The organism is Curtobacterium sp. MCSS17_006 (assembly GCF_003234215.1).
GTDB classification, from domain to species: domain Bacteria; phylum Actinomycetota; class Actinomycetes; order Actinomycetales; family Microbacteriaceae; genus Curtobacterium; species Curtobacterium flaccumfaciens.
Genome location: NZ_QKSO01000012.1, coordinates 45,349 through 70,438, shown reverse-complemented (window position 1 = coordinate 70,438; position 25,090 = coordinate 45,349). Strand labels below are relative to the sequence as shown.

Below are 25,090 nucleotides of genomic sequence, written 5' to 3'. Positions count from 1 at the left end.
AATCCGTTCCGCGATGGAACGACGACGAACGGCCGAGACGACCCATGCCCACGACCGACGCCCCGCAGCGATCCACCACGACGCCGCCGGTCTCCGCCCGCGCCTGGACGATGCTCGCCCTCGGGGTCGCGGCCCAGGCGGCGGGGACGCTCGTCGTGTCCGCCCCGGCGCTCCTCATCCCCCACCTGCTCAGCCGCGGCACGTCCCTGCCGGCCGCCGGGCTGCTCGCCGCCGCCCCCACCTTCGGCATGGTGCTGACGCTCATCGCCTGGGGCGCGATCACCGACCGGTTCGGCGAGCGCGTCGTCATCGCCGGCGGGCTCGTGCTCACCACGCTGGCCGTGGTCGGCGCCTGGCTCGCTGCGGGCGACCCGGTGCTGCTCGGGTTGGCGTTCCTGGCCGGCGGCATGACGAGCGCCTCGACGAACGCCGCGAGTGGTCGGGTCGTGGTGGGGTGGTTCCCGAAGGAGCGCCGGGGACTCGCGATGGGCATCCGGCAGATGTCGCAGCCGCTCGGGGTGACGCTCGCGGCGGTCACGGTGCCGCAGCTCGCCGAGGGCTCCGGGATCCGCACGGCCCTGGTCCTGCCGATCGTGCTGTGCGCCGTGCTCGCCGTCTGCTGCGCGATCGGGATCACCGACCCGCCACGCCCTGCCCGGGCCACGGTGGCGACGACGGCGACCGCGAACCCCTACCGCTCGAGCGGCTTCCTGTGGCGGGTGCACGCGGTGTCGGTCCTGCTCGTGGTGCCGCAGTTCACCCTGTCGACGTACGGGCTCGTCTGGCTCGTCGGCCTCGGCTGGTCGACACCGGCGGCCGGGCTGCTCGTCGGCGCCGCGCAGTTCGTCGGGGCGATCGGCCGGATCCTGGTCGGTGGCTGGAGCGACCGTGCCGGATCGCGCGTCGGACCCCTGCGCATCGTCGCGGTGAGCGCCGCGGTGGTGATGGCGGTGCTCGCGGTCGTCGACGCGACGCACCTGGCCGGGGCCGCGGTGTTCCTGGTGCTCGCGACGAGCGTGACGGTCGCCGACAACGGGCTGGCGTACACGTCGGTCGCCGAGGCGGCGGGGCCGTTCTGGTCCGGCCGGGCGCTCGGCGCGCAGAACACCGGGCAGTTCATCGCGGCGAGCGCCGTCGGTCCGGGCATCGGGGCGCTGGTCGGTGCGCTCGGGTTCGCGGCGTCGTTCGGCATCGTGGCGGTGCTCCCGCTGCTCGCGGTCCCGCTGGTGCCCCGACGCGACCGTTCGCACGACTGACCGCGCGCCGCGCCGAGACGGACGGGAGGCCCGGTACCAGCCGGCACCGGGCCTCCCGTCCGTCGTCCGGTCACCACTCAGGCGGCCGGCACCGCCGGTCCCACCGGCCACCGCAGCAACGCCGCGGCCGGCGCGCCGTTCGGCAGCGACGCGGCGTTCACGAGCAGCAGCTCCGCGTCGGTGAGGGCGACCGCCCGGACGATCGCGCACACGGCCGGGACCGGTCCGATGACCGGCGCCCCGGCCGCCTGCTCGGGTGCCGTGGCGATCCACGGCACCGCTCCCAGCGCGAGCAGGGTGCGGTCGCCGATCGCGGCGGCGTCGATCGCGACGACCGAGGCCTGCGCCTGCTGCAGCGCCTCGACCACGGAGCCGATGCCGGCGACCGTCTGGTTGTCCCCGCGACCGACGTGCGTGCGGAGCAGGTCCTCGAAGTCGTGCCGCCGTGTCGCGATCACCCGGGCGAGCGCGATGTCGACGTGCTCGACGAGGGCGGTCTCGGACGCGTCCGACGCCCGGGTGTCGACCGGGACCTCGGAGACGACCGCGCGCGCCTCGGTGGACAGCTGGTCGAGCAGGAGGCCCCGTGCGCGTATGTCCCCCGCAACGACGATGAGTTTCGGCTGCAGCCGTCGGAACGCCTCGTCGATGGCGGTCGCGACCTCGTTCTGGTTGTCGCGCCAGATCTCCTCGGTGTGGTGCTGCCACCGCAGGTGCGCCCAGCCGCCGCCCTGGAACTTGTGGAGCGTGTCGGTACGTCCCTGCACGCGCTGCTCGTCGCGCTGGTCCGGCACGTCGGCGTGGCCCAGGCGGTAGGCGCGGTAGCCACCACCTTCACGGCCCACCTCGACGATCAGGAACGGCAGGTCGAGCGGCCGGTGCGCCAGGAGCGGCAGCAGGTCGGGCACGGGGTCGTGGCCGATCGAGGTCGGTGCGTGCATCGCGCCGGGCAGGACCTCGCTGAGCACGAGCTCGCCGTCGTGCACGAGCACGTACCGACTGACCGGCGCCGGCACCCCGGGCGTCTCCTCGAGCTCGGCCATCACGGTGTCGATGACGTCGGCGTCCGCACCGGCCGACCGGAGCACGTCCTCGGCCTTCCGGCGCTGCAGCGCGGCGAGGTGCTGCGGGTCCTCGCGGTCGCCCGATGCGTCCACGTACGCCCAGGTCCAGGTGCCGCCACGCTTCAGCCGCTCGGCGATGCCGGACTGCAGGTGCGGTGCCTCATTCTGCGTCAGTGCCATCGGTGCTGCCCTCCCCGGTCTCGGTGCGGTACACGGTGGCGTCGGCCCCGTCGCCCTCGCCGGAGGGCAGGGGGTCGGCCAGGTCCGCGTCGTCCTCGGGGAGGACGTTGGTGGCGTCGTCCTGCAGTTCGCCCTCGAGTTCGCCGTCGTACCCGGAGGCGGTGACCGTCTCCGGGGCGTCGGTGTCGTCGGGGACGGGCTCCGACTGTCGGAACTCTTCGACGTGCGCGTTGCTGCCGTGCCCCTGGACGATGCTCTGCGCCTCGTGCGCGAGCTGCTCGTCGAGTTCGGCGCGGTGGGTGGTGTTCCCGCGTTCGATCATCGCTTCTCCTCCCGGTCGTGCCACCGGCGGCCTTCGCCGTCCGGGGCGTCGGTGTCTGCTGGACCCACCGTCCGCGCCCGGGCCTGGGGCCGTTCCAAGGTCAGCCGGGAATGCGCAGTGTCGGTACGGTCACGAAACCACAACGGCGTTCGGTTCTGTGGTTGGGTGTGGGCAACCCCGATCAACGACGAACGGAGTGCGGCAATGGCGCCACGACCACGACCCATCACGAGACGACACCTGTTGGGCTTCGGCCTCGGCACCGCGGCGGCGGGACTCCTCGCCGGCTGTGCGGTCCCGGGCTCGACCAACGTCAACAAGGCGGCCCTCGTGCCCGCCGCGGCCTCGGGTGAGACCGTCCAGCTCACCTACTGGGCCTGGCTCAAGGACCTGCAGAAGGTCTGCGACGTCTGGAACAGGACACATCCGGACATCCAGGTGTCGGCGAACTGGATCCCCGGCGGCAACAGCGGCGGGTACCAGAAGATGTACTCCGCGCTCGCGGCCGGCGGCGGCCCGGACATCGGACAGGTCGAGCTCCGGCAGATCCCCGAGTTCATGCTCGCGAACGGCCTGGTCGACCTGGCCCGGTACGGCGCGAAGGACTTCGAGTCGAAGTACGACGAGGCCGCGTGGGCGCAGGTGTCGTTCGTCGACGGCATCTACGGCATCCCGCAGGACACCGGCCCGATGGGGTTCTACTACCAGACCGCGATCCTCGAGCAGGCCGGCGGCGAACCCCCGACGACCTGGGACGAGTGGCGTGACCTGGCCGACAAGGTCCGGAGCACCGGGAAGCAGAACTACCTCGAGGTGTTCCCGGTCGCCGACGCCTCACCGTTCGCCGCGTACGCGCAGCAGGCCGGTGCGCGCTGGTTCAAGGTGGACGGCGACGAGTGGGTCGTCGACATGACCGACGACAAGACCCTCATGGTCGCCGACTTCTTCGACGGGGTGATCGACGACAAGCTCGTCGACACGAGCGCCGGTGCCTACTCCCCCGGGTGGTACGCCGCGGCCGCGAGCGGCAAGATCGCCGCGGTCACGAGCGCGAGCTGGGGTGACGCCCTGATCGAGTCGGTGCAGGGCGGCGAGGGCAAGTGGAAGGTCGCCCCGATGCAGAAGTGGGGCGCCGACGGCTTCGGCTCGAGCGCCATCGGCGGTTCGACGGCCGCGGTGCTGGCGAACGCGAAGCACCCGAAGGAGGCGCTCGAGTTCATCACGTGGATGACCACCTCGAAGGAGGGCATCGACGCCATGATCAAGTACTGCGGCATCGGCTGGTCGCCCGCGGTCGACTACATCGGGGCGCAGCGCGAGAAGCCGTCGAAGTGGTTCTCCGGCCAGAACTACAACGAGGACGTCTTCGTGCCGGCCTCGAAGGAGCAGAACATCGACTGGTCGTGGTCCCCGGTGACCCAGTCGGCCTTCACCAGCCTGCAGAACCAGTTCCGCCGCAAGCTCACCTCAGGCCTGAAGCTCAGTGACGCCGTGGAGCTCGCACAGCGGGAGATCGTCCAGTCCTTCAAGGACAAGGGCCTCAGCGTCAGGACGGCACGATGACCCAGCAGACCACCACCCCACGGTCCACCGGTCGACCGGCCGGCGGCACCCCCGCCTTCCGCACGAGCACGAAGGCCACGAGCGCGCAGAAGCGTGCCCCGTGGATCCTGCTCGCCCCGTTCCTGGCCCTGTTCCTGCTGACGTTCGTCATCCCGATCATCAGCGCCCTGTTCCAGTCGTTCACCACCGTCGACCGCGAGGGCCTGTTCGGTGAGGACGGCGTCGTCGGCCGGTTCGCCGGGTTCGACAACTACGCGATCGCCCTGCAGGACAGCGGGTTCGTCGCCTCGATCGGCCGCATGCTGCTGTTCGGCATCGTCCAGGTCCCGGTGATGATCATCGCGTGCACGATCCTCGCGCTGCTGCTCGAGTCGGCGAGCGCCCGCTGGCCGGGCTTCTTCCGGGCGATCTACTTCATGCCCTACGGCGTCCCCGGCGTCATCGCCACGATCCTGTGGTCGTTCCTGTACGTGCCCGGCCTGTCACCGATCGTGTCGCTGCTGCAGTCGATGGGGCTGCAGCCGGACTTCCTCGGCGCGAACAGTGTGCTGTGGTCGATCGCGAACATCGTCACGTGGACCTACACCGGCTACAACATGCTCATCATCGTGGCGCAGCTGAAGTCCATCCCCGGCGAGGTCTACGAGGCCGCCAAGGTCGACGGCGCGAACGCGTTCCAGGTCGCGTGGCGGATCCAGATCCCGCTCATCGCGCCGGCCCTGGTGCTCACGACGGTGTTCTCGATCATCGGCACCCTGCAGCTCTTCGCGGAGCCGCAGATCCTGTCGACGGTCGCCCCGGCGATCGACACCGAGTACACGCCGAACTACGCCGCCTACACGAACGCGTTCGCGTTCAACGAGTACGGCGTCGCGAGTGCGCAGGCGGTCATCATCGCGCTGGCCGCGTTCATCCTGTCGTTCACGTTCCTCGCGCTGACGAACCGACCGCCCAAGGACGAACGCGACCGACGCAAGCGCGCACGGCGCGACGGCCGGGAGGCCCGCACCGCGCTCCAGACGCGCGCTGCGGCGGGCAGCACGGTCACCACCCAAGCCGACCCGGGCCTCCAGGCCGGTCGCGTCGCGACCACCGAAGGGACTGACCGATGACCAGCGAAGCCATCGAAGCGCCGGCCACGGCGAAGACCGCCGTCCCCGTGGACACCACGTCGATCTCGGCGCACCAGCGCCGCAAGCTCGACCGGTCGCCGCGCTCGCAGATCGTGGTGACGGGCATCCTCGTCGTCGTCGCGCTGTACTTCATCGTCCCGCTGTACTGGGTCGTCATCGCCGCGACGAAGACCACGGGCGCGCTGTTCTCGACCAACGGGTTCTGGTTCGGCGGCGAGTTCGCGCTCTGGAGCAACCTGCAGCAGGTGTTCACCTACGACGGTGGCATCTTCGTCCGGTGGATCGCGAACAGCATCCTGTACTCCGGCGTCGGTGCCGTCCTGGCGACCTACTTCGCCGCGGCCGGCGGGTACGCGCTGGCGAAGTACGACTTCCGGGGGCGCCAGTTCGTGTTCGGCACGATCCTCGGCGGCGTGCTCGTGCCGGGGACCGCGACCGCACTGCCGCTGTTCCTGCTGTTCTCGTCGATGGGCCTGACCGACACGTACTGGAGCGTGCTCATCCCGAGCCTGGTGTCACCGTTCGGGCTGTTCCTGTGCCGGGTGTACGCCGCCGCGTCGGTGGACACCACCCTGCTCGAACAGGCACGCATCGACGGTGCCGGTGAGCTGCGGATCTTCCACACCGTGGTGCTCCGGCAGATGACCCCGGCGCTCGTCACCGTGTTCCTGTTCCAGGTGGTCGGGATCTGGAACAACTTCTTCCTGCCGCTCATCATGCTGGCAGACCAGAAGCTGTACCCGATAACACTGGGGCTGAACAACTGGCGCTCGCAGGTCGACCGCCTGCCGGAGTTCTACCAGCTCACCACCGGCGGGGTGCTCGTCTCGGTCATCCCGCTCGTCATCGCCATCATCGTCCTCCAGCGCTTCTGGCGTGGAGGCCTCACGGAAGGATCGGTCAAGGGTTGACCCACTCCGCACTCTCGTCCACCGCACCCGGCTCCGACTCGCGGCTGGCGCCCCGTGCCTGGCTGCACACCGACGCCCCGTCCCTGTCCCTGAACGGGGACTGGCGGTTCCGGTGGTCGCCCGTCGCCTCGGTCTCCGAGGACTTCGCGACCGAGGGTGGGGAGGACGACGACCCGGCCTGGGGCGAGCTCCCGGTGCCGTCGCACTGGGTGCTGCACGGGCACGGCGCTCCGAGCTACACGAACCTGCAGTACCCGTTCCCGATCGACCCGCCGCACCCGCCGGAGGAGAACCCGACCGGTGACCACCGCCGCACGTTCGAGCTACCGTCGTCGTTCGACGGTGCCGGCCGGGTGCTGCTGCGGTTCGACGGGGTCGAGTCGCACTTCCGGGTGTGGCTGAACGGGACGCTCGTGGGGTGGTCGACGGGCTCGCGCCTGGCGACCGAGTTCGACGTCACCGAACTGGTGCGCCCGGGGGCGAACGAGCTCGCGGTCCGGGTGCACCAGTGGTCGGCGGCGTCCTACCTGGAGGACCAGGACCAGTGGTGGCTGCCCGGCATCTTCCGCGACGTCACCCTGCTCGCCCGACCCACGGCGCCGATCGACGACGTGTTCGTGCGGGCCGGCTGGCGGGCGACGCTCGGCACGGCTGCCTCGGCGGGCACCGCGGCGTCGGGGCGCCCGGAGACGGGCACCGGCACGATCACGTTCCCGACCCTCGACGCGGTGTTCCCGGTGCGGTTCGCGGTGCCCGACCTGGGCGTCGACGTCACCTGGGCCACGGTGGACGACGTCGCCCCGATCGAGGTCGAGGGCGTCGAACCGTGGAGCGCCGAGCTGCCGAAGCTGTACGACGCGACGCTGTCGACCGGCTCCGCGGCGGTCGGCGCGGGTGCCTCGGGCGGTGAGACCGTGTCGCTCCGGCTCGGGTTCCGCACCGTGTCGATCGTCGGCGACCGGTTCCTGGTGAACGGCGAGCGCGTGGTCTTCCACGGCGTGAACCGGCACGAGACCCACCCCGTGCGCGGCCGGGTGTTCGACGAGGAGCACGCGCGCGCCGACATGGCGCTGATGAAGCGGAACAACGTCAACGCCATCCGCACCTCGCACTACCCGCCGCACCCCCGCGTGCTCGACCTGGCCGACGAGCTCGGGTTCTGGGTCATCCTGGAGTGTGACCTGGAGACCCACGGGTTCCTGTTCACCGACTGGGTCGGCAACCCCTCCGACGACCCGGCGTGGGCCGAGGCCTACGTGGACCGCATCGCGCGCACCGTCGAGCGCGACAAGAACCACGCATCGATCGTGATGTGGTCGCTCGGCAACGAGTCGGGCACCGGCCGGAACCTCGCGGCGATGTCGCAGTGGGTGCACGACCGCGACGCCGAGCGCCCCGTGCACTACGAGGGCGACTACACGGGCGAGTACACCGACGTCTACTCGCGGATGTACCCGACGCTGCAGGAGACCGAGTCGATCGGCGGCGGCACCCCGACGCCCCTGCTCGGCTGCGGCCCGGCCGAGGCGGCGCGGCAGCGGTCGAAGCCCTTCATCCACTGCGAGTACGTGCACGCGATGGGCAACGGCCCCGGGCAGATCGCCGAGTACGAGGCCCTGGTCGACCGGTACCCGCGGCTGCACGGCGGGTTCGTGTGGGAGTGGCGGGACCACGGCCTGCTCGCGAAGACGCCCACGGGCGAGGACTACTACGCCTACGGCGGCGACTTCGGCGAGGTCGTGCACGACGGCAACTTCGTGATGGACGGCCTGGTGCTGCCCGACGACACCCCGACGCCGGGGCTCGCCGAGTTCGCCGCCGTCGTGGCCCCGATCCGCCTGGCGGTCTCGGACACGACGGTGCTGGTCGAGAACCGGTACCACTCGGCCTCGACCGCCGGGCTCCGGCTGTGCTGGACCCTGTCGCGGAACGGCGTCGTCGAGGCCTCGGGACGCCTGTCCACGGGCATCGTCGCCGCTCGGGAGTCGGCGACGGTCCCGGTGCCCGCGGAGGTGCTCGACGCGGCCACGTCCGAACTCACACCCGGCGACGAGCTCTGGCTCGATCTGACCGTGGAACTGGCGGGGCCGACCGCGTGGGCGGACACCGGCCACGTCGTCGCACGCACCCAGCGGCTCGTCGCGGCGCGCGCGGCGGACGCACCACGGGCCTCCCGGCAGGGGTGGGACGGCGACCACCTGGGTGACGGCACCTTCAACGCCCGCGGTGACCTGGTGTCCTGGAAGGGCCACGAGGTCGCCGGGCCCCGCCTGGAGCTGTGGCGTGCGCCGACGGACAACGACCGTCTGGCGTCACAGGGCGGCTACGAGACCGCGGACCCGGTGCTCACGCACGGGGTCGGCGACCCGACCGCTCCCCCGTCCGCGACGCGCTGGCGCGACCGAGGGCTGGACCGGCTGACGCACCGGCTGGTGTCGGTGTCGCGGACCGACTCCGGTCTGGAGCAGCGGGTGCGCGTCGCGGCGGCGAACAGCGGGTGGGGCCTCGAGGTCACGCACCGCTGGACCCTGACGTCCGACGGGCTCGTGCTGCAGACCGACGCCGTGCCGTTCGGCGCGTGGGACGTCACGTGGCCGCGGATCGGGGTGCGGTTCGACCTGCCGGCATCGCTGGCGGACGGGGACGCGACCTGGTTCGGGACCGGACCGCTGGAGTCGTACGCCGATTCCTCGCACGCTGCCCGTGTCGGGCGGTTCACCGCGCCGGTGCGGTCACTCGGGGTGGAGTACTCGCGGCCGCAGGAGACCGGGCACCGGCCCGACCTGCGGGAGCTGGCGGTCGGGCCGTTCACCGTGACGACGGTCGGGTCGCACCGTGCGGGGTTCGCCCTGTCGCCCTGGACCGCGCAGCAGATCGACCGCGCCGAGCACCCGCACGAGCTGCCCACGTCCGACCACCTGTACCTGTACCTCGACGCTGCGCAGCACGGGCTCGGCAGCCGGGCGTGCGGGCTCGACGTGCTGCCCGAGCACCAGCTCTGGCCGCAGGCCTTCAGTTGGAGCGTGCTGCTGGGCTAGTCGGTCACGCGCAAAACACCGGTGTTCGCACGTTGCACACCCGCATCCCGCGGCGTGCAGTGCGAACACCGGTGTTTTGCGTGCGCAGCGGATAGCCCACCAATCTATTGGGGCCGTTGGCGCTTCCCGTGTGCCGCGCTCCTGCAAGAGCGCTCCGTTGACGCAACCTCCTCCGATCGAAGCACAGCGAGGCAGCTGCTCAATGCCGCATGCACAAAGGGGTTCATTGGCTCTTGACACAGGTGACATTCTACGTTTCAGTACTCATATGCTTCTCTCCGGCTTGGCCCTCTTTGCTAGCGCGTCGGTGATCACCGTCGTCGCCGAGCTGACTGCGCGCGGCAGCGTCGGGCCGAACGGTGGCGCTGGAATCCGCATCGCTTCCGTGATGCGGTCCAAAGCTGCTTGGCAGGTCGGCCACCGTGCGGCCCGAAGGTGGCTCCACTCCGGTGCTGCAGCGTTGGCCGGCTCCGGGGTCCTGGACATCGTGGCACCCAGTCGCGTTGCTGACACGTACCTCCCCATCGGGATGGCGCTCGCAGTTTGCTTCCTCATCGTCGGTGCCGTTGTCGCCCATCGCGCCGCCCGGCTGGTTGAAGCCAACAGAGATGACGACTGAACTGACGCTTCGAAACGACCCGCAGCCGGACCACTTGATTCGCCGCCGCTGAAGACCAACAGCACGACCCACCAACTCACAAAGGGGTAGCCATGAAGTTGATCACCACCGCAGTCACACTCACCGCAGTGATCGCCTTGGGGAGCGTGACAGCCGCACACGCGGACCAGCGCGATGTGTTCTCCGATGAGCAGATCGTCCGAGGCTTGGTCTTCGGCCAGGGTGAATTCGCCGACCGCATCAACACCAGGGTCGAACTTCCCGAGGATCTCGACGAATCCGGACTGAAGAAGTACGACGAGGTGATGGACAACATCGTCACCGACCTGGTCGACAACAGCGCGTACGGAACCGACAGCTCCATCGAAGCCGTGAAGTCCGGAGATCCCTACAAAACGCTGTCGGCCTTCGGTGATCTCCGCGAAGCTTTCGAGAAGTCGCTGCGTTCGCAGTACCCAGAGGTGATCTCAGAGCGATCAGACGCAACGCAACCACGAGTGTGTGGGCCCACTGTGTGCGCTGCGGCACTCGTGGCAGTGATCGCGGTCGGAACGGTTCTCGCCGCGGTCAACTTCAACGTCGCCGGCAACGTCAACATGGTCGTCAATCAAAACGGCTTGTGGTCGAACAACGGGGTGTTCGGTTCACGGTCAACTCCACGCGTCGACGGAAACCTCCCCTCCCCCGATCCCGCCCGAATCGTGGAGCAGTACCCCCACCTGAACGAGTCCGAGGTCGCCGCACGAGTGGCGACGGTCTTCGCGTAGAACGTGAGTGCGCAGCGGTCGAAGATCGCGCTCGGAATCGCCGTTCTCGCCGTAGCAGGAGCCATGATCCTGACGCTCGCGTCGTTCGCCGGCAACAAGGTGTCACAGACCGTGAGCGATCCGACAGGACGGCAACTTTCAGGACAGCCCGCCGCCCAACTGTTCCGACAAGGATGGGGCTTCTTCACCCGCGATGCACGCGAAGACATAGTCCGAGTCGCTCATCGGCACGGCAACGAATGGCGGGTAGCGGAGGGCAACGTCACTTCATCGAGGGAGAACTTGTTCGGCTTCTCACGCCGATCCCGGAACTTCGACCAGGACCTGTCGTTCCTGCTCGAAAGCCTGCCTGCCGGCACCCGTTGGACCGACTGCCGGGCACTGAGTGCCCCTGGCTCGTGCTTGACGACGACGGGCCTGCGAAACGCTCCGGTGGTGCGGCTTCACAGTTCATCGGAGTCTCTATGCGGAACGCTGATCCTCACCCGACAACCGCCGATTCCGTTCGCGTTCTCCCGTTTCCGGGTCGCGGCTCCGGGAGCTGTCCTGGCGCTGGAGGTCAGATGCTTCGGCTGAGTCGTCTCTTGGATCGCTGGGGCGATCGAGTGATGATTGCGTGGGGGCGGTCACCCCACGGCTTCCAGCTAACGCTCGCACGCTCGGTGCTGGCCTCGTCGACCTTCCTCGTGCTGCTGCTCAATCCGACTTCAGTGTTGCTACACGATCCTTCACTGGTCGGTACGACACCGTCGTCCTGCACTGGTATCGCTTCGGCAGGTGCGTTCTGCCTTGCACCGGATAACCTCGGCGAACTGGTTCGCTGGCTCCTGGTGGCGATGTGCATCCCCACGCTGCTCGGGGTCATGCCCGCGGTATCGGCTCCTTTGCACGCCTACGCCGCTTTCAGCCTTGCATCGAACACGGTCGGGATCGAGGGAGGCGACTACCTCGAGACCACTGTCAGCGTCGTGCTGGCGGTCGTCTGCTGCACCGATCGACGGTGGAACGGTTGGCGTCCGCGCGATACGGCGCTCCGCCAGCGGCGGAACATCCCGGCCCACGTCCTGTTGCTCGCGCTCAAGCTGCAACTCGCCTACGTGTACCTCGAAGCCGCCACCGTCAAACAAGCCCATCCCATATGGGCAGATGGAAGCGCCTTGTGGTACTGGGTGCAACAACCGAACTTTGGTGCCCGCTCCGAGGTTCGAGAGTTCCTCGAATGGGTTCTGTCACATGGAACCATCCTCCATGCTGCGACGTGGGGGGTCATCGTCACCGAGTACGTTCTCGCTGTCTCAGTGCTCGCCGCCCGATCTCGTACGCCTCGCTTGCTGACGCTCGGTGCCTCCGCGACGCTGCACCTCGTCTTCTCGATGGTTCTCGGACTGGTCACGTTCGAGATCTCGATGCTCGGTTCAATGCTCGTCCTCATGTGGCGCTCAGGGGACGCGATGCCGTGGAAAGTCTTTCGCCTGGCGCGCTCTGGCTCCCATGAGCGAGGTGACGGGAGCTCGCGCCGTGGCCCTTTGGTCCAGTCGACCGAGAAATGGTCCGGCTGATCGCGCGTCTACGACGAGTCGCTGGCGCAGGACGAGTCGCTCCCGCCGCCTACGCGCCGGCGGACAGGGCGCGCAGCGCCTCGGGGTCGCTCGCGTTCAGGAAGTCGGTGAGGCGCTCGGCCTCGCCCGGCTCCTCGATCGCCTCAGCCGCACGCCGCAGGGCGAACAGCGCCCGCAGCACGCCACGGTTGGGCTCGTGCGACCACGGCACCGGGCCGACACCGCGCCAGCCGGCCTTGCGCAGGGCATCGAGCCCACGGTGGTACCCGACACGGGCGTACGCGTAGGACTCGAGGGTCGCGCCGCGCGCCCACGCCTCGTCGGCGAGCAGCGCCCACGCCAGGCTCGACGACGGGTGGGACACCACCACGCTGGCGACGGGGGCGTCCGCCTCGATCGCGGCGGTCACCTCCGGCTCGGCGGGCAGCAGGGTCTCGGGGTTCGACGACGGGGTCGGCAACAGGTTCTCCGGCATGCCCCCAGCCTGTCATCCCTTGCGGGTGCCCGTGTCACGGGATTACCGTGGAGGTCACCTCGTCGTCATCGCGGGGCCGCCGGGGCGGGAGACCGACCGGCGGAACGGATGGCGGACACGGGGGTCCCCCGACGGAAGCAGACGGATTGCTGTCGATCACCGGTACCGCTCAGCCCACGCGCTGACACCGTGATCGCGCGCCCCGTCGGGCGCTCCACCGCACCGCGGTGGCCTCGGTGTCGTGCGCCCAGCATCGACACCGGGAGACACCCCCATGCCCACCAGTCCGTCCGTCGTCCTGCACGACGTCACCTTCGCCTGGCCCGACGGCACCGTCGCGCTCGACCACCTCACCGCCGCCTTCGGACGTGGCCGGACCGGCCTGGTCGGGAGGAACGGGGCCGGCAAGTCCACGCTGGTCCGGCTCGCGACCGGCCAGCTCCACCCCACGTCGGGCAGCATCGCGACGTCGGGTCCCGTCGACCACCTGCCGCAACGCCTCTCCCCACCGGCACGGCCTGATCGCCGCTGGTGCGTCGATCAGGAACCGGCGGCGTGGGCCCACGCCAGCGAGGACGACACCGTCGCCGACCTGCTCGGCGTCCGGCCCACACTCACCGCGCTCCGGGCCGTCCTGGCCGGCGACGCCACGCCAGCACAGCTCGAGGCAGTCGGCGACGACTGGGACCTGGAGGAACGGGCCGCCGCGGTGCTCGACCGGGTCGGGCTCGACGGCACCGACCTCGACCGGCCGGTGTCGACGCTGTCCGGCGGGCAGTCGGTGCTCGCCGCCGTCGCCGGGGTCCGGTTGCGCGCCCGGCCGATCGTGTTCCTGGACGAGCCGACGAACAACCTGGACCGCCGGGCCCGCGGGCTGCTCCTCGACCTGGTCGACGACTGGCGCGGCACCCTCGTGCTCGTCAGCCACGACCGGGAACTCCTGGAGCACGTCGACGAGACCGTGGAGCTCCGCGCCGGGTCGATGACGGTCTTCGGCGGGACGTTCAGCGCGTTCGAGGAGCACCTGGCCGTGCAGCAGGCGGCCGTCGAGCGCGAGGTCCGCGTCGCCGAACAGCGGCACCGCACCGAGAAGCGGCAGCGCATCGAGGCGGAGACGAAGTTCGCCCGACGTGCGAAGGCCGGCGAGAAAGCGGGCCGCTCGATGCCGAAGATCCTGGCGAACGAGCAGCGGAAGAAGGCGCAGGAGACCGCCGGCCGGCTCCGCGTCGGGTACGCGGACGACGAAGCCGCCGCACTCGCCACCAAGCGCGAGGCCGAGCTCCGCCTGCGCGACGACGAGTCGATCCACGTCTCCCTGCCCGACCTGGACGTGCCGGCGTCGCGTCGGATCGCCACCGTGACCGTCCGCGGACGGGACGTCATCGTGCAGGGGCCGGAACGGATCGCCGTCACCGGGGACAACGGCGTCGGCAAGTCCACCCTGCTCGAGCAGCTCGTCGGCGACCCCGCGGCCCGGGAGCACCCGCTGCCCGAGACCACGGCCGTCGCACACGTCGACCGGATCGCGTACCTGCCGCAGCGGAAGGACAGCCTGGACGACACCGCCACGGTGCTCGACAACGTGCGCCGGGACGCCCCGCATGTGCCCGTCGCCGAGGTCCGCAACCGGCTGGCGAAGTTCCTGGTGCGCGGGGACACCGTCGACCGCCCGGCCGGGGACCTGTCCGGCGGGGAGCGGTTCCGGGTGGCGCTGGCGGCCCTGGTGCTCGCCGACCCGCCGCCGCAGCTGCTCGTGCTCGACGAGCCGACGAACGACCTCGACCTGACGAGCGTCGACCAGCTCGTCGACGCGCTGCGGGCCTACCGGGGAGCCCTCGTCGTGGTGAGCCACGACGAGACGTTCCTGGAACGGCTCGAGCTCGACGAACGGATCGAGCTGCGGTAGTCGGTGGTCGGCGCCGTCGCCGTCGGAGCCGTCAGCGCGTCAGCGCGTCAGCGCGTCAGCGCCGTCGGGTCGGCCGGATCGCGAGGGACTCGACGGTGCCGCGCTCGGGCAGGTCGACGACGGTGCGGACCGCGGCGGCCACGTCCTCCGGTGCCAGGTAGTAGTCGGTGTCGTAGGACTCCCCGAGCTTCGCCACGAGCTGCCGCTGCATGTCCGAGTCGGTCCGGCCCGGGTGCACGCTCGACACCCGCACGCCGTTCGCCCGCTCCTCTTCGCGCAGGGCGTCGGCGAAGGCCCGCAGCGCGAACTTCGACGCCGCGTACACGCCACCGCCGGGACCCGAGTGGAACCCGGAGCCGCTGTTGATCGGCACGACGATGCCCCGGGCCGCCCGCAGTGCCGGCAGCGCCTGCCGGGTGAGCTCGGCGACCGCGAACACGTTCGTCGCGAAGACCTGCTCCCACACCGCGCGCGGGGTGTCGGCGACGGTGGTGCCCTGCTCGACACCGGCCGAGTGCACGAGCACGTCGAGCCGATCGGGCAGCGCCGGGACCTCGCCCGCGCCCAGGTCACCGACGAACGGCGCCGCGCTCGGCAGCTCCTGGACGAGGGCGTCCACGGCGTCGGTGGACCGGCCGCCCACGAGCACGTGGTGGGTGCGGCCGAGGTCGGCGGCGATCGCGCGGCCGATGCCGCGGGTGGCTCCGGTCACCAGGGCGACCGGACGGTTCTGGAGCTGGTCTGTCGTCACGGAGGCCAGCCTACGGAAGCCGGGCCGGGCCTCCTGTGCGGTCACGGCGACGACGCAGGACCGTCAGCGCGACGCCGGCGACGACCACCAGGCCCACGAGCGCCGCGATGCCCCACGGCGAACCGGCGAGCGCCGCGACGACCGCCCAGAACACGGCGAGCCCGACGGTCGCGTACAGGAACGCCCATGCCACGCACCCCGGCACCATCGCGACCGTGTACCGCCACCAGGCGACCCGTGCCAGCCCCGCTGCGGCGTTCATCACCGTCTGCAGGCCGACCACGACGAAGCTCACCGTCACGACGGGCAGCCCCCAGCGGTCGAGCAGCGCCGAACCGCGACGGACCGCCGGCGAGCGCAGCCAGCCGCCCCACCGCGATCGGGACGCACCCGTCACCGCGAGCCGCGCGACCCAGTACGTGGCCTGCGCGCGGCAGAACACGATCACGAAGAGCGCGAGGACGAGCCACCGGAACGGGAGCCCCTCGAGGAAGGACGGCACGCTCGCACCGTAGCGTCCCGACCCGGAGAGCGCCCGTCAGTCCTCAGCGCCGGTCAGCCGAGCGACGGTCAGTCGTTGTCGACGCCCTGGCGGATGCGGATGCCCTCGAGCACGTCCTGCGCGCGCTGCTCGTCCTGCTTCTCGATCTGGCGGGTGTCGCGCTCGGGGAGCTGGATGTCCTCCTCCGCCCGGATACCGGCCTGGAGCTCGCGACCCCGCTCGATCTCGGCGTCGAACTCGGCACCGAAGAGCAGGGCGTTGTTCGTGATCCAGATCCACAGCAGGAACACGATGACCCCACCCAGGGAGCCGTACGTGGCGTTGTAGTTCGAGAAGTTCCCGACGTAGAACCCGAAGCCGACGCTCGCGATGACCCAGATGAGGATCGCCAGGATCGATCCTCCGCTGACCCACCGGAACTTCGGCTGCTTGACGTTCGGCGACCAGTAGTAGAGCACCGCGACGACGATGATCGCGATGACGAGCAGGATCGGCCACTGCACGACGAGCAGCACGGTCGCGGCCACGTCACCGAGCCCGATGACGTCGCCGAAGCTGCGGGCGAGCGGTCCGCTCACCAGCACCAACAGGCCGACCACGAGCAGGACGACGGTGGTCACCGTGACACCGAGCATCGTCGGGCGGAGCTTCCAGATCGGGCGGCCCTCGCGGACGTTGTAGATCCGGTTCATGGCACGGCCGAACGCACCGACGTAGCCGGATGCCGACCAGAGCGCACCGAGGACACCGACGATGAACGTGATCGGGGCGGCGGGCGAGCGGACGAGTCCCTCGAGCGGCTCCTTGATCAGGTCCACGACCTGGTCCGACCCGATGTTGCCGATGATCTGCAGCAGGGTCTTGATCGTGTTGTCGGCCTGCCCGACCAGGCCGAGCAGCGACACGACCGCCAGCAGCCCGGGGAACAGCGCGAGCACCGAGTAGTACGTCAGGCTCGCGGCCAGGTCGGTGCACTGGTCGCCCGTGAACTCGCGCAGCGTCTTCTTCAGCGTGTAGACGAGCGTCGGCTTCTTGAGGTCGGTGGGGTTGTCGGGCTTCCGGGAGTCGTCCGGGTCCGGCTTCTGCTCTTCGTGCGCCATGGGACTAGCCTCTCGCCTTCACGGCCTGCTTCGACCGCTTGACCGCCTGCTTGCGGTTCTTGTTGGCCCGTCGCTGGACGGCGGCGATGCCGACCTGCTGCTTCACACGGCCGCGGTGCGCCGGGTCACGCTCGAGGGCTTCCTCGGCCGCCTTGGCCCGCGCCTTCCGACCCTTGCGACCTGCCTGCGCCTGCTCCTTCGCCGAGGGGGCGTCGCCACGCGCGCCGAACGGCAGCAGCGCGGTGAAGGCTGAGTTCGCCGGCGGCTGAGCGAGGTGCCCAGCGGGCTTGTTCCGGAGCGCGATGCCGAGGACGATCGCCGCGACACCCGTCAGTCCGGTGATGCCCATCGCCACCAGCGGCGTGGGGTCGCGGTGCCACCGCTGCTTCGTCTTGGCGACCGCGAGCCGCGTCCGGGCGGGCAGGTCCGCGCGTCGCTTCAGCTCCGTCACGGTGTCCGTGATGCCCTCGCGGGTGCGCACGTTGGCGAGTTCGAGCTCGGGCAGACTGTCCTTGGCCATTCCCCATTTCGTACACGTCCCACCCGGGATCGTGCCCAGCAGGCCGCGTCTACCGTGCCGCACATGCTCTTCCGGGACGCCGCCGAGGGGATCCACCGCCTCGAGATCGCACACACCAACACGTACCTCGTCGAGACCGGCGATCGGTTGCTCGTCGTCGACGCGGGGTTGCCCGCCGCATGGCCGCACCTGCAGCTCGCCGTGCAGGACCTGGGCTACACGCCCGACCAGGTCGAGGGGCTCCTGCTCACGCACGGGCACTTCGACCACGTCGGCACCGCCGCACGGATGCACCGAGACTGGGGCACGCCCGTGTTCGTCCACCCGGGCGATCGGCACCTCGCCGCGCACCCGTACTCGTACCGACCGCAGACGAACCGTTTCGGGTTCGTGGCGCTCCACCCGGGTGGTCTGCGCCCCCTGGGCCGCATGCTGCTGGCCGGCGCGGTGACGGTCGACGGCATCGCGGACACCGAACCGATGGAGAACCGCGCCGACGTGCCGGGCAACCCGTGGATCATCGAGACCCCGGGACACACCGACGGCCACGTGGCACTGCACTTCGCCGACCGGGACGCCGTGATCGGCGGGGACGCGCTCGTCACCTTCGACCCGTACACGGGCGGGATCGGACCGCGGATCGTCGCACCCGCGGCGACCTCCGACGTCGACACGGCGGTCGCGTCGCTCGACCGGCTCGCGGACACCGAGGCGAAGCACGTGCTGCCCGGCCACGGGCCGGGCTGGTCGCTCGGTGTGCGGCGGGCCGTCGCGCAGGCGCGGCGGGTGGCCGGCGCCGCCTGACGCGCGAGCGACAGATCAGGCGGACCGCACCGGGTCTGGTTCGCGAAAGCGACAGTGTGCCGCGAACGTTCCGCAACCCACTGTCGCTTTGACGCGGTGGGCGCGACCAAAGCCGGCCTGGAGGCGCGGTGCGGGCCCGCCCCGCGCCTCCAGGCCGTGGGTGGGTGCGGTCAGGACGGGACGACGACGTCCTCGGGCAGGCCGGACGCCGCGGAGCGGCCGGCGGCCTCCATCAGCGCGAGGCTCCGCAGGTTGTCGCGCCCGCTCGTCTCCGGGGCGGGGCCGCCCTGCACCGAGCGGGCGAACGCCTGCAGCCCGCCCTGGCGGTCGGTGTGCGCGAGCACGGGGAGCTCGACCGGCTCGGCGACGTCGTCCTGCGTGCGGCGGACGGTGACCCGGTCACCGTCGACCGCGTTCGGCTCACCGTCGCGGCTCGTGAACCAGAGCTCGCCGTCCTCGCCCTCGATGCTCCACTCGCCGGCCCAGGCGGTGCGCGGGCCACGACTCAGCCAGCTGCCGCGGTAGTTGACCACCGTGCCGCCGTCGAGCTCGATGATCATCGAGGCGACCGCTTCGTCCTGGTACTTGCTGTAGGCGGGGTAGCTGGCCTTGGCGAAGACCCGGACGGCCTCTTGCCCGGTGATCATCCGGAGCAGGTCGAAGTGGTGGATCGCCATGTCGTTGATCATCGCGTGCGGGAACCGGTAGTGCGGGTACGTCTCGGCGGGCTGGTCGTTGTCCCACTGCCGGAAGTCGACGTTGATCGCGGAGACCTCGCCGACGACGTCCGCCTCGAGCATCTCCTGCACGACCCGCGGTGCCGGGTACCAGCGGTAGTTCTGGCTGACCTGCAGCACCAGGCCGAGCTCCTCGGCGCGACGGACCGCGGTGACGGCCTCGTCGGTGGTGTTGGCGAACGGCTTCTCGACCAGGACGTGCTTGCCGGCATCGAGGGCCTCGAGCGCGAGCGGCACGTGCGTCACGGCCGGGGCGGTGATGACGACGGCGTCGGCCTCGACCGCGGCGAGCGCCTCGGTCAAGGACCCGAACGCCGCGGAGGCCGGGAGCCCGAGGTCGGTCCGCACGGCCTCGAGCGTCGGCGCCGACGGGTCGACGATCCCGACCACCTGCACTTCCGACACCTCTGGGATGGCGGTGCGGGCCCAGTTGCCGCCCCACCCTCCGAGACCGACGTGGATGATCCGGACGCTCATGCGCGCACTCCTTCGTGACTGCCGTCGTGACTGGTGACGCACCACGGACGCCGCGGTGCGTGCGTCCAGTCTGTCAGTGCGTGAAGGCGTACGCGATGAGTGCCATCGTCACGATGAAGCCCGCCAGGTAGTTGATCCAGAGGAAGCGCTTCCACCCGGCGTTCGCGGCCTCGGCGCCCTGGTCGGTGATGTTCCACCACGGCAGCACGTTGAGCGCGTACGGGACGACGACGATCGCGGCGATCGGCCCGGGGAACGCCGAGAACAGCAGCGCGACCCCGGCGACCAGGTAGGCGACGAAGGCCAGGCGGACGGTGGCCCGGGCGCCGATCACGGTCGCGACGGAGCCGATGCCGCCGGCACGGTCGGCCAGGACGTCCTGCACGGCACCGAACGCGTGCGAGGCCACGCCCCACAGGAAGAACGCGATGCAGACGGCGACGAGCTCACCGGTCCAGTGCGGGCCCGCCAGGGCGAGGCCGTAGATCGCGGGCGAGACGAAGTGGGTGCTCGACGTGAGCGAGTCGAGGAACGGCTTCTCCTTGAACCGCAGCCCCGGTGCCGAGTACGCGATGACCGCGAACACGCTGATCGCCAGGACGAGCCACGACCACGGCCCGTTGCCGCTGACCGCGCCGAGCACCACGAGCGCGACGAGGAAGGGGACGTTCGTGACGACGACGGCCCACAGCGTGGTGCGGTGGACGCTCTTGTCGAGCAGGGCGCCCTCGACGCCGCCCTTGCGCGGGTTGCGCAGGTCGGACTCGTAGTCGAAGACGTCGTTGATGCCGTACATCGCCAGGTTGTAGGGCACCAGGAAGTACACGACACCGACCAGGAACGCGACGAGCGAGAACCCGCCGCCGCCCTCGACGCCGACCCCGCTGCCGAGCAGGTACGCGGCGCCGAACGGGTAGGCGGTGTTCACCCAGCTGATCGGGCGCGACGACACGAACAGGGCGCGCAGGGTCGACGGCCTGGAGGCAGTGCTGGCGTTCACTTCATGTCCTCTGCTGGTGCTGTGGTCGGGCCGAGCGCGGTGCGCGCGCCCGTCCGGTCGCGTGCGCCGGTCCGGTCGCGTGCGCCCGTCCGGTCGAACAGGACCCACAGGCTGGGCAGCAGCACGATGGCGGACATCGCGTAGGCGAGGTCCTCGACCGGGATCGCACCGATCTTCGCACCACTGATGAGCGAGGGGTCGTAGGCGACGATCCGTAGCGTGACGATGACGTTGTCGAACACCATCGTCATCACCAGCAGCGCGACGCCCGCGATCACGGACGTGAGCACCGCGACCCGGCGCCCGACCGCGGGCCGTCGACCCGCCGCACGGGCCCGGCGGGCGGCGACGATGCCGGCGACCACGGCCACGACGGCCGTGACGCCGAAGAACGGCAGGGCCAGGAGCGCGTACGCCCCGGTGCCGTTCACGCGCGTCGCCGATCGGTCGCCCGCTGCACCAGGGGCCGGACGAAGCCGACCAGGTCCATCGTCGAGTAGCAGAGCAGCAGCAGGAAGAAGAGTTCCTCGAGCGGGACCTCGGGCGCCAGGAGCACCCCGGTGAGCAGGTTCTGCGGCCCGATGAAGAAGATCCCGGCAGCGACACCGGCGACGTCCCACACCATGAAGAACGCGACACCGACGACCATCACCGCCGCCGCCCGCCACGGTGCCCGCCAGAAGAACAGCCGGAAGCGGGCGTCCAGCACGGTCATGCCGACCAGGGACACCACCAGGCCGGCGAGGTAGACCCCGGGCATCAGGCGGTCTCGGTCCGGTCCCGCGGGGCCCCGAGGGGCGTCGGCAGCGGCTCGGTGCTCCGGTCGCCGTGGATGCGCTTGAGCAGGACCTCGGCGCTGATCAGACACATCGGCAGACCGATGCCCGGGATCGTCGAGGCACCGACGTAGTACAGCCCCTCGACCTTCTTCGACGCGTTCTTCTCGCGGAAGAACGCGCTCTGCTTCAGGGTGTGCGCCGGGCCGAGCATCGAGCCGTTCCAGGCGTTCAGGTCGTCGGCGAAGTCGCGCGGCCCGATCGTCCGACGGACCCGGATGCGGGCGCGCAGGTCCGGCACCCCGGCGCGCTCGGCCAGCACGTCGATGGCACGGTCGGCGATCTGCTCGACCTGGTAGTCACCGGCACCGTCGATGCCGCCCTTGCCGATCGACAGGTCGGCGGGCAGGGGCACCAGGATGAACAGGTTGCTGGTGCCGGGCGGCGAGACGCTCGGGTCGGTCTCGGACGGGGCGCAGACGTAGATCGAGGCGGGGTCCGGCACGTGCCGGTCGTCCCCGAAGATCGCGCCGAAGTTCGCCTTCCAGTCAGCGGTGAACACCAGGGTGTGGTGCAGCAGGCCCGGCGTCGGACCGTCGATGCCGAGGTACACGAGCACCGCGCTCGGGCCCGGGTCGCGCTTCTTCCAGTGGTCGGCGCCGTGGGTGCGGTGCTCACGCTCGAGCAGCTGCATCTCGGTGTGCTGCATGTCGGCAGCGCTGACCACGAGGTCGGCGGGGGCCGTGTGCTGCACGCCGTCGCGGTCGCGGTGGACGACCCCGGTGGCGACGCCGTCCTCGACGACGATCCGTTCGACCTTCGCACCGGCGATGATCTTCGCGCCCTCGGCCCGGGCGACCCGCTCGACGGCGGAGATCACCTCGGTGATGCCGCCCTTCGGGTACAGGACGCCATCGGCCAGGTCGAGGTGGCTCATCAGGTGGTACATGCTCGGTGCCGCGTACGGGCTCGTGCCGAGGAACACCGCCGGGTAGCCGAGGATCTGCCACAGGCGACGGTCGCGCACCGCGGTCTCGGCGAAGGTGGAGAGCGGCTCGAGCAGCAGACGCGCGAGCTTGGGCAGGCGACGCAGGACGTCGGGTGCGGCGAGCTTCGTGAGGTCCTGGAAGCTCGTGTAGAGGAACCGGCGGACGGCCATCGTGTAGGTGTCCTCGGCCGACGCGAGGTACTTCCGCATCCGCTCGCCGGCACCGGGCTCGATGGACTCGAACAAGGCGATGTTGGCCTCGGCGTCGGCGCGCAGGTCGATCGGATCATCGTGGCCCTCGCTGTAGACGCGGTAGCCGGGGTCGAGCTTCACCAGGTCGAGTTCGGCCTCGGCCGACGTCCCGAGCAGCTGGAAGAAGTGGTCGAAGACCTCGGGCATGAGGTACCACGACGGCCCGGTGTCGAACCGGAACCCGTCCTGCTCCCACGAACCGGCACGGCCGCCGAGCTGCGTGCGCTGCTCGAGCACCGTCACCGAGAAGCCGTCGCGTGCGAGCAGCGCGGCGGCCGCCAGGCCGCTGATGCCGCCGCCGATGACGACGGCGCGGCGTGCGGGCACCTTGCGCCGGGTGGTGGTGGCGACCGTCGTCGGTCGGGAGGCGCGGGGCGGGGTCATGAGGAGCCTCCCGGCCGGTGGGTGGTGACGCGCGACCGGAGCGGTGCGCGTCCGGCGAGGACCTGCGCCGCGAGGCGCACCTTCACCGGGTTGGGGACGCGCACGCGCGTCGTGACGAGACGGCTCGCCGGGGTGCGCGCGAGTCGGTCGTTGAGTTCCTGGAACAGCGCGTGTGCGAGTCCGACGGCGTTGCGGGCGTCGGCCGGCAGCAGCCGGATCGTGCGTGCTGCGTGGTCGAGGTCGGCCTGCACGTCGGCGACCAGGCGGTCCTTGGTGGCTTCGTCGAACGACCGGATGTCGACGCCCGGGAAGTACGACCGACCGAGCACCTCGAAGTCGGCGTGCAGGTCACGCAGGAAGTTCACCTTCTGGAACGCGGCGCCGAGCGCACGTGCACCGGCGACGAGTTCGGCCTGGTCGAACGTCGGCCGACCGGCCCGGTACACGAACGCGCGCAGGCACATCAGGCCGACGACCTCGGCCGAGCCGTACACGTACGCGTCGAACGAGGCGTCGTCGTGCTCGGTGCGGTCGAGGTCCATGCGCATCGAGGCGAAGAACGGGGCGGTGAGCTCGGCGCCGAAGCCGGTGGCGCGGGCCGTGCGGGCGAAGGCGTGGACGACCGGGTTCACCGAGAAGCCGAGCGCGATGGCCCGTTCCGTGTCGGCCTCGAGCTCGTCGAGCACCGTGCGGGCGAGCTCGCGGTCGAGCCCGGCCTCGGTCGCGGGGCCGTCGACGACCTCGTCCGCGACGCGGACCAGCGCGTAGACGTTCCGGATGTGCTCGCGCGTGTCGCGGGCGAGCATGCGGCTCGCCAGGCCGAACGACGTGGAGTACCGGTCGATGACGACCCCCGACGCGGCCTCGGCCGTGGCGTCGTAGAGCTGGAGGCGAGCCGGACGGGATCCGGTCGCCGTGGTGGTGCTGTGGGTCACCGGGCGCGCTCCACGAGTTCGGTCACGAGGGCCTCCAGGCGGTCGGCGAGGTCGTACGGCAGCCGGGCGAGCTCGGCCCGGGCGAGTGCGGTGTGGTCGGCGACACGTGCTTCCGCGGCGCCGCGCGCACCGCAGGACACCAGGGTCGCACGGACCTCGTCCGCGCGGGCCTCGGTCAGGTCCGGGTCGCCGAGGTACGGCTCGAGGTCGGGCCAGCAGTCGGTGGTCGCCGCGTAGGCGATCAGCATGGTGCGCTTGCCCTCGCGCAGGTCGCCCAGCACGGTCTTGCCGGTCATGGTCTCGTCGCCGAAGACCCCGAGCAGGTCGTCGACGATCTGGTACGCGATGCCGATCTCCCGTCCGAAGGCTCCGAGGGCGGTGACGATCTCCTCGTCGGCGCCGGCCAGCACGGCCCCGGACTGCAGCGGAGCCTCGAACGAGTACACGCTCGTCTTCGCCCGCTCCATCGCCAGGACCTCGTCCACCGTCGGCATCACGCCGAGCGCCAGGTCGACGTCGGTCATCTCGCCGGCGGCGCTGGCGAACACGGCCTCGTCGAGCAGTTCGAGCAGCCGCTCGCGGCGGGTGCCGTCGACGCCCGCAGCCTCGATGAAGCGGGGCGCACCGGCGAGTGCCAGGTCACCGGCGATGACCGCGGCACTCATCCCCCGGTGCTCGGCCGTCGGCAACGGCAGGCCGCCCGTCGTCCCGTTGTCACGGAAGGACCCGGCGACGTTCGGCTGACCACGGCGCGACCAGTCGCGGTCGATGACGTCGTCGTGCACCACGAGTGCGGTGTGCAGGAGTTCGTACGCTGCCGCGACGTTGGCTGCGGCGTGCACGTCGGTGCCGCCCATGCCGGCGTACGCGGTCATGACCATGCGGGGCCGGAAGCGCTTGCCGCCCATGCTCGCCTTGCGGAGCACGCGCCACAGTTCTTCGGACGGTCGGCCGTAGCGCTCGGCGCGTGCCGACGACACGGCGAAGAAGCGCTCGAGGCAGTCGTCGACGAGCGCGAGGTCGATGTGCGGCACGGTGGTCGCTTCCTCGCTCATTGGCCTAACCTATCGA

At 70.7% G+C, this 25,090-nt stretch carries 25 protein-coding genes; 11 read left to right on the top strand and 14 right to left on the bottom strand.

Going from position 1 to position 25,090, the window contains the following annotated elements; all coding sequences use genetic code 11:
• The first annotated feature begins 44 nt into the window (after nucleotides 1-44).
• On the top strand, nucleotides 45-1,256 hold the full coding sequence (locus tag DEJ21_RS12540) for an MFS transporter (RefSeq protein ID WP_071404949.1): 1,212 nt from the start codon (nucleotides 45-47) through the stop codon (nucleotides 1,254-1,256).
• A 77-nt stretch (nucleotides 1,257-1,333) separates the two neighbouring features.
• Here DEJ21_RS12540 and DEJ21_RS12535 read toward each other — a convergent pair whose 3' ends face one another.
• Together DEJ21_RS12535 and DEJ21_RS12530 are read right to left on the bottom strand one after the other, a co-directional pair.
• Nucleotides 1,334-2,500 (bottom strand): Vms1/Ankzf1 family peptidyl-tRNA hydrolase, encoded by a 1,167-nt coding sequence (locus DEJ21_RS12535; RefSeq protein WP_111224781.1) that lies wholly within the window; start codon nucleotides 2,498-2,500, stop codon nucleotides 1,334-1,336.
• On the bottom strand, nucleotides 2,481-2,822 hold the full coding sequence (locus tag DEJ21_RS12530; RefSeq protein ID WP_111224780.1) for a hypothetical protein: 342 nt from the start codon (nucleotides 2,820-2,822) through the stop codon (nucleotides 2,481-2,483). Before DEJ21_RS12530 ends, DEJ21_RS12535 begins: the two co-directional genes overlap by 20 nt.
• 204 nt (nucleotides 2,823-3,026) lie before the next feature.
• On the opposite strand from DEJ21_RS12530, the gene DEJ21_RS12525 reads away from it, so the two are divergent.
• The 8 genes from DEJ21_RS12525 to DEJ21_RS12490 all read left to right on the top strand — a co-directional run bounded on the left by DEJ21_RS12525 (nucleotide 3,027) and on the right by DEJ21_RS12490 (nucleotide 12,412).
• Nucleotides 3,027-4,385, top strand: a complete 1,359-nt coding sequence (locus DEJ21_RS12525) for an extracellular solute-binding protein (protein WP_111224779.1) — start codon at nucleotides 3,027-3,029, stop codon at nucleotides 4,383-4,385.
• Nucleotides 4,382-5,497, top strand: a complete 1,116-nt coding sequence (locus tag DEJ21_RS12520; RefSeq protein WP_111224778.1) for a carbohydrate ABC transporter permease — start codon at nucleotides 4,382-4,384, stop codon at nucleotides 5,495-5,497. The genes DEJ21_RS12525 and DEJ21_RS12520 overlap by 4 nt, the downstream gene beginning before the upstream one ends.
• Nucleotides 5,494-6,429 (top strand): carbohydrate ABC transporter permease, encoded by a 936-nt coding sequence (locus DEJ21_RS12515; protein ID WP_027464914.1) that lies wholly within the window; start codon nucleotides 5,494-5,496, stop codon nucleotides 6,427-6,429. The genes DEJ21_RS12520 and DEJ21_RS12515 overlap by 4 nt, the downstream gene beginning before the upstream one ends.
• Entirely contained in the window at nucleotides 6,426-9,467 is a 3,042-nt protein-coding gene (locus DEJ21_RS12510; RefSeq protein WP_111224777.1) for a glycoside hydrolase family 2 TIM barrel-domain containing protein, read from the top strand. Before DEJ21_RS12515 ends, DEJ21_RS12510 begins: the two co-directional genes overlap by 4 nt.
• Nucleotides 9,468-9,774: 307 nt before the next feature.
• Nucleotides 9,775-10,086 (top strand): SdpI family protein, encoded by a 312-nt coding sequence (locus DEJ21_RS12505; protein WP_181435868.1) that lies wholly within the window; start codon nucleotides 9,775-9,777, stop codon nucleotides 10,084-10,086.
• A gap of 92 nt (nucleotides 10,087-10,178) precedes the next feature.
• A complete protein-coding gene (locus DEJ21_RS12500; RefSeq protein ID WP_111224775.1) occupies nucleotides 10,179-10,853 on the top strand; it encodes a hypothetical protein in 675 nt (224 codons plus the stop codon).
• Nucleotides 10,854-10,916: 63 nt separating this feature from the next.
• Entirely contained in the window at nucleotides 10,917-11,429 is a 513-nt protein-coding gene (locus tag DEJ21_RS12495) for an SdpA family antimicrobial peptide system protein (RefSeq protein WP_111224774.1), read from the top strand.
• 8 nt (nucleotides 11,430-11,437) lie between these two features.
• A complete protein-coding gene (locus DEJ21_RS12490; RefSeq protein WP_181435867.1) occupies nucleotides 11,438-12,412 on the top strand; it encodes a hypothetical protein in 975 nt (324 codons plus the stop codon).
• Nucleotides 12,413-12,461: 49 nt separating this feature from the next.
• Here the strand turns inward: DEJ21_RS12490 and DEJ21_RS12485 are convergent, their stop codons facing one another.
• Nucleotides 12,462-12,887, bottom strand: coding sequence for a DUF3151 domain-containing protein (locus tag DEJ21_RS12485; protein ID WP_017886408.1), 426 nt, complete (start codon nucleotides 12,885-12,887; stop codon nucleotides 12,462-12,464).
• Nucleotides 12,888-13,161: 274 nt separating this feature from the next.
• Between DEJ21_RS12485 and DEJ21_RS12480 the strand changes: the two genes are divergently transcribed.
• Nucleotides 13,162-14,793, top strand: a complete 1,632-nt coding sequence (locus tag DEJ21_RS12480; RefSeq protein WP_111224772.1) for an ABC-F family ATP-binding cassette domain-containing protein — start codon at nucleotides 13,162-13,164, stop codon at nucleotides 14,791-14,793.
• 55 nt (nucleotides 14,794-14,848) lie between these two features.
• Here the strand turns inward: DEJ21_RS12480 and DEJ21_RS12475 are convergent, their stop codons facing one another.
• The 4 genes from DEJ21_RS12475 to DEJ21_RS12460 form a co-directional block, all read right to left on the bottom strand.
• A complete protein-coding gene (locus tag DEJ21_RS12475; protein ID WP_111224771.1) occupies nucleotides 14,849-15,544 on the bottom strand; it encodes an SDR family oxidoreductase in 696 nt (231 codons plus the stop codon).
• A gap of 10 nt (nucleotides 15,545-15,554) precedes the next feature.
• Complete coding sequence (locus tag DEJ21_RS12470) at nucleotides 15,555-16,046, bottom strand: VTT domain-containing protein (protein ID WP_111224770.1); 492 nt, start codon at nucleotides 16,044-16,046, stop codon at nucleotides 15,555-15,557.
• 68 nt (nucleotides 16,047-16,114) lie between these two features.
• Complete coding sequence (locus tag DEJ21_RS12465) at nucleotides 16,115-17,146, bottom strand: YihY/virulence factor BrkB family protein (RefSeq protein WP_111224769.1); 1,032 nt, start codon at nucleotides 17,144-17,146, stop codon at nucleotides 16,115-16,117.
• A 4-nt stretch (nucleotides 17,147-17,150) separates the two neighbouring features.
• Entirely contained in the window at nucleotides 17,151-17,666 is a 516-nt protein-coding gene (locus DEJ21_RS12460) for a hypothetical protein (protein WP_111046213.1), read from the bottom strand.
• 63 nt (nucleotides 17,667-17,729) lie between these two features.
• Here DEJ21_RS12460 and DEJ21_RS12455 point away from each other — a divergent pair, with 63 nt between their 5' ends.
• Nucleotides 17,730-18,470, top strand: coding sequence for an MBL fold metallo-hydrolase (locus DEJ21_RS12455; RefSeq protein WP_111224768.1), 741 nt, complete (start codon nucleotides 17,730-17,732; stop codon nucleotides 18,468-18,470).
• A 170-nt stretch (nucleotides 18,471-18,640) separates the two neighbouring features.
• On the opposite strand, the gene DEJ21_RS12450 is transcribed toward DEJ21_RS12455, so the two are convergent.
• The 7 genes from DEJ21_RS12450 to DEJ21_RS12420 form a co-directional block, all read right to left on the bottom strand.
• The gene (locus DEJ21_RS12450) at nucleotides 18,641-19,684 is read right to left on the bottom strand and encodes a Gfo/Idh/MocA family protein (protein ID WP_027464923.1); all 1,044 of its coding nucleotides are present in this window, start codon (nucleotides 19,682-19,684) and stop codon (nucleotides 18,641-18,643) included.
• A 73-nt stretch (nucleotides 19,685-19,757) separates the two neighbouring features.
• A complete protein-coding gene (locus DEJ21_RS12445) occupies nucleotides 19,758-20,684 on the bottom strand; it encodes a prenyltransferase (RefSeq protein WP_111224767.1) in 927 nt (308 codons plus the stop codon).
• Nucleotides 20,681-21,115, bottom strand: coding sequence for a lycopene cyclase domain-containing protein (locus tag DEJ21_RS12440; RefSeq protein WP_181435866.1), 435 nt, complete (start codon nucleotides 21,113-21,115; stop codon nucleotides 20,681-20,683). The genes DEJ21_RS12445 and DEJ21_RS12440 overlap by 4 nt, the downstream gene beginning before the upstream one ends.
• Entirely contained in the window at nucleotides 21,112-21,444 is a 333-nt protein-coding gene (locus tag DEJ21_RS12435) for a lycopene cyclase domain-containing protein (protein WP_027464925.1), read from the bottom strand. Before DEJ21_RS12435 ends, DEJ21_RS12440 begins: the two co-directional genes overlap by 4 nt.
• A complete protein-coding gene (crtI, locus tag DEJ21_RS12430) occupies nucleotides 21,444-23,084 on the bottom strand; it encodes a phytoene desaturase family protein (RefSeq protein WP_111224765.1) in 1,641 nt (546 codons plus the stop codon). Before crtI ends, DEJ21_RS12435 begins: the two co-directional genes overlap by 1 nt.
• Nucleotides 23,081-24,019 carry a squalene/phytoene synthase family protein gene (locus DEJ21_RS12425; protein WP_110858704.1) on the bottom strand — a complete coding sequence of 313 codons (939 nt, stop codon included), beginning with the start codon at nucleotides 24,017-24,019 and terminating at the stop codon, nucleotides 23,081-23,083. The genes crtI and DEJ21_RS12425 overlap by 4 nt, the downstream gene beginning before the upstream one ends.
• Nucleotides 24,016-25,074 carry a polyprenyl synthetase family protein gene (locus tag DEJ21_RS12420; protein WP_071404931.1) on the bottom strand — a complete coding sequence of 353 codons (1,059 nt, stop codon included), beginning with the start codon at nucleotides 25,072-25,074 and terminating at the stop codon, nucleotides 24,016-24,018. The genes DEJ21_RS12425 and DEJ21_RS12420 overlap by 4 nt, the downstream gene beginning before the upstream one ends.
• Nucleotides 25,075-25,090 lie beyond the last annotated feature (16 nt).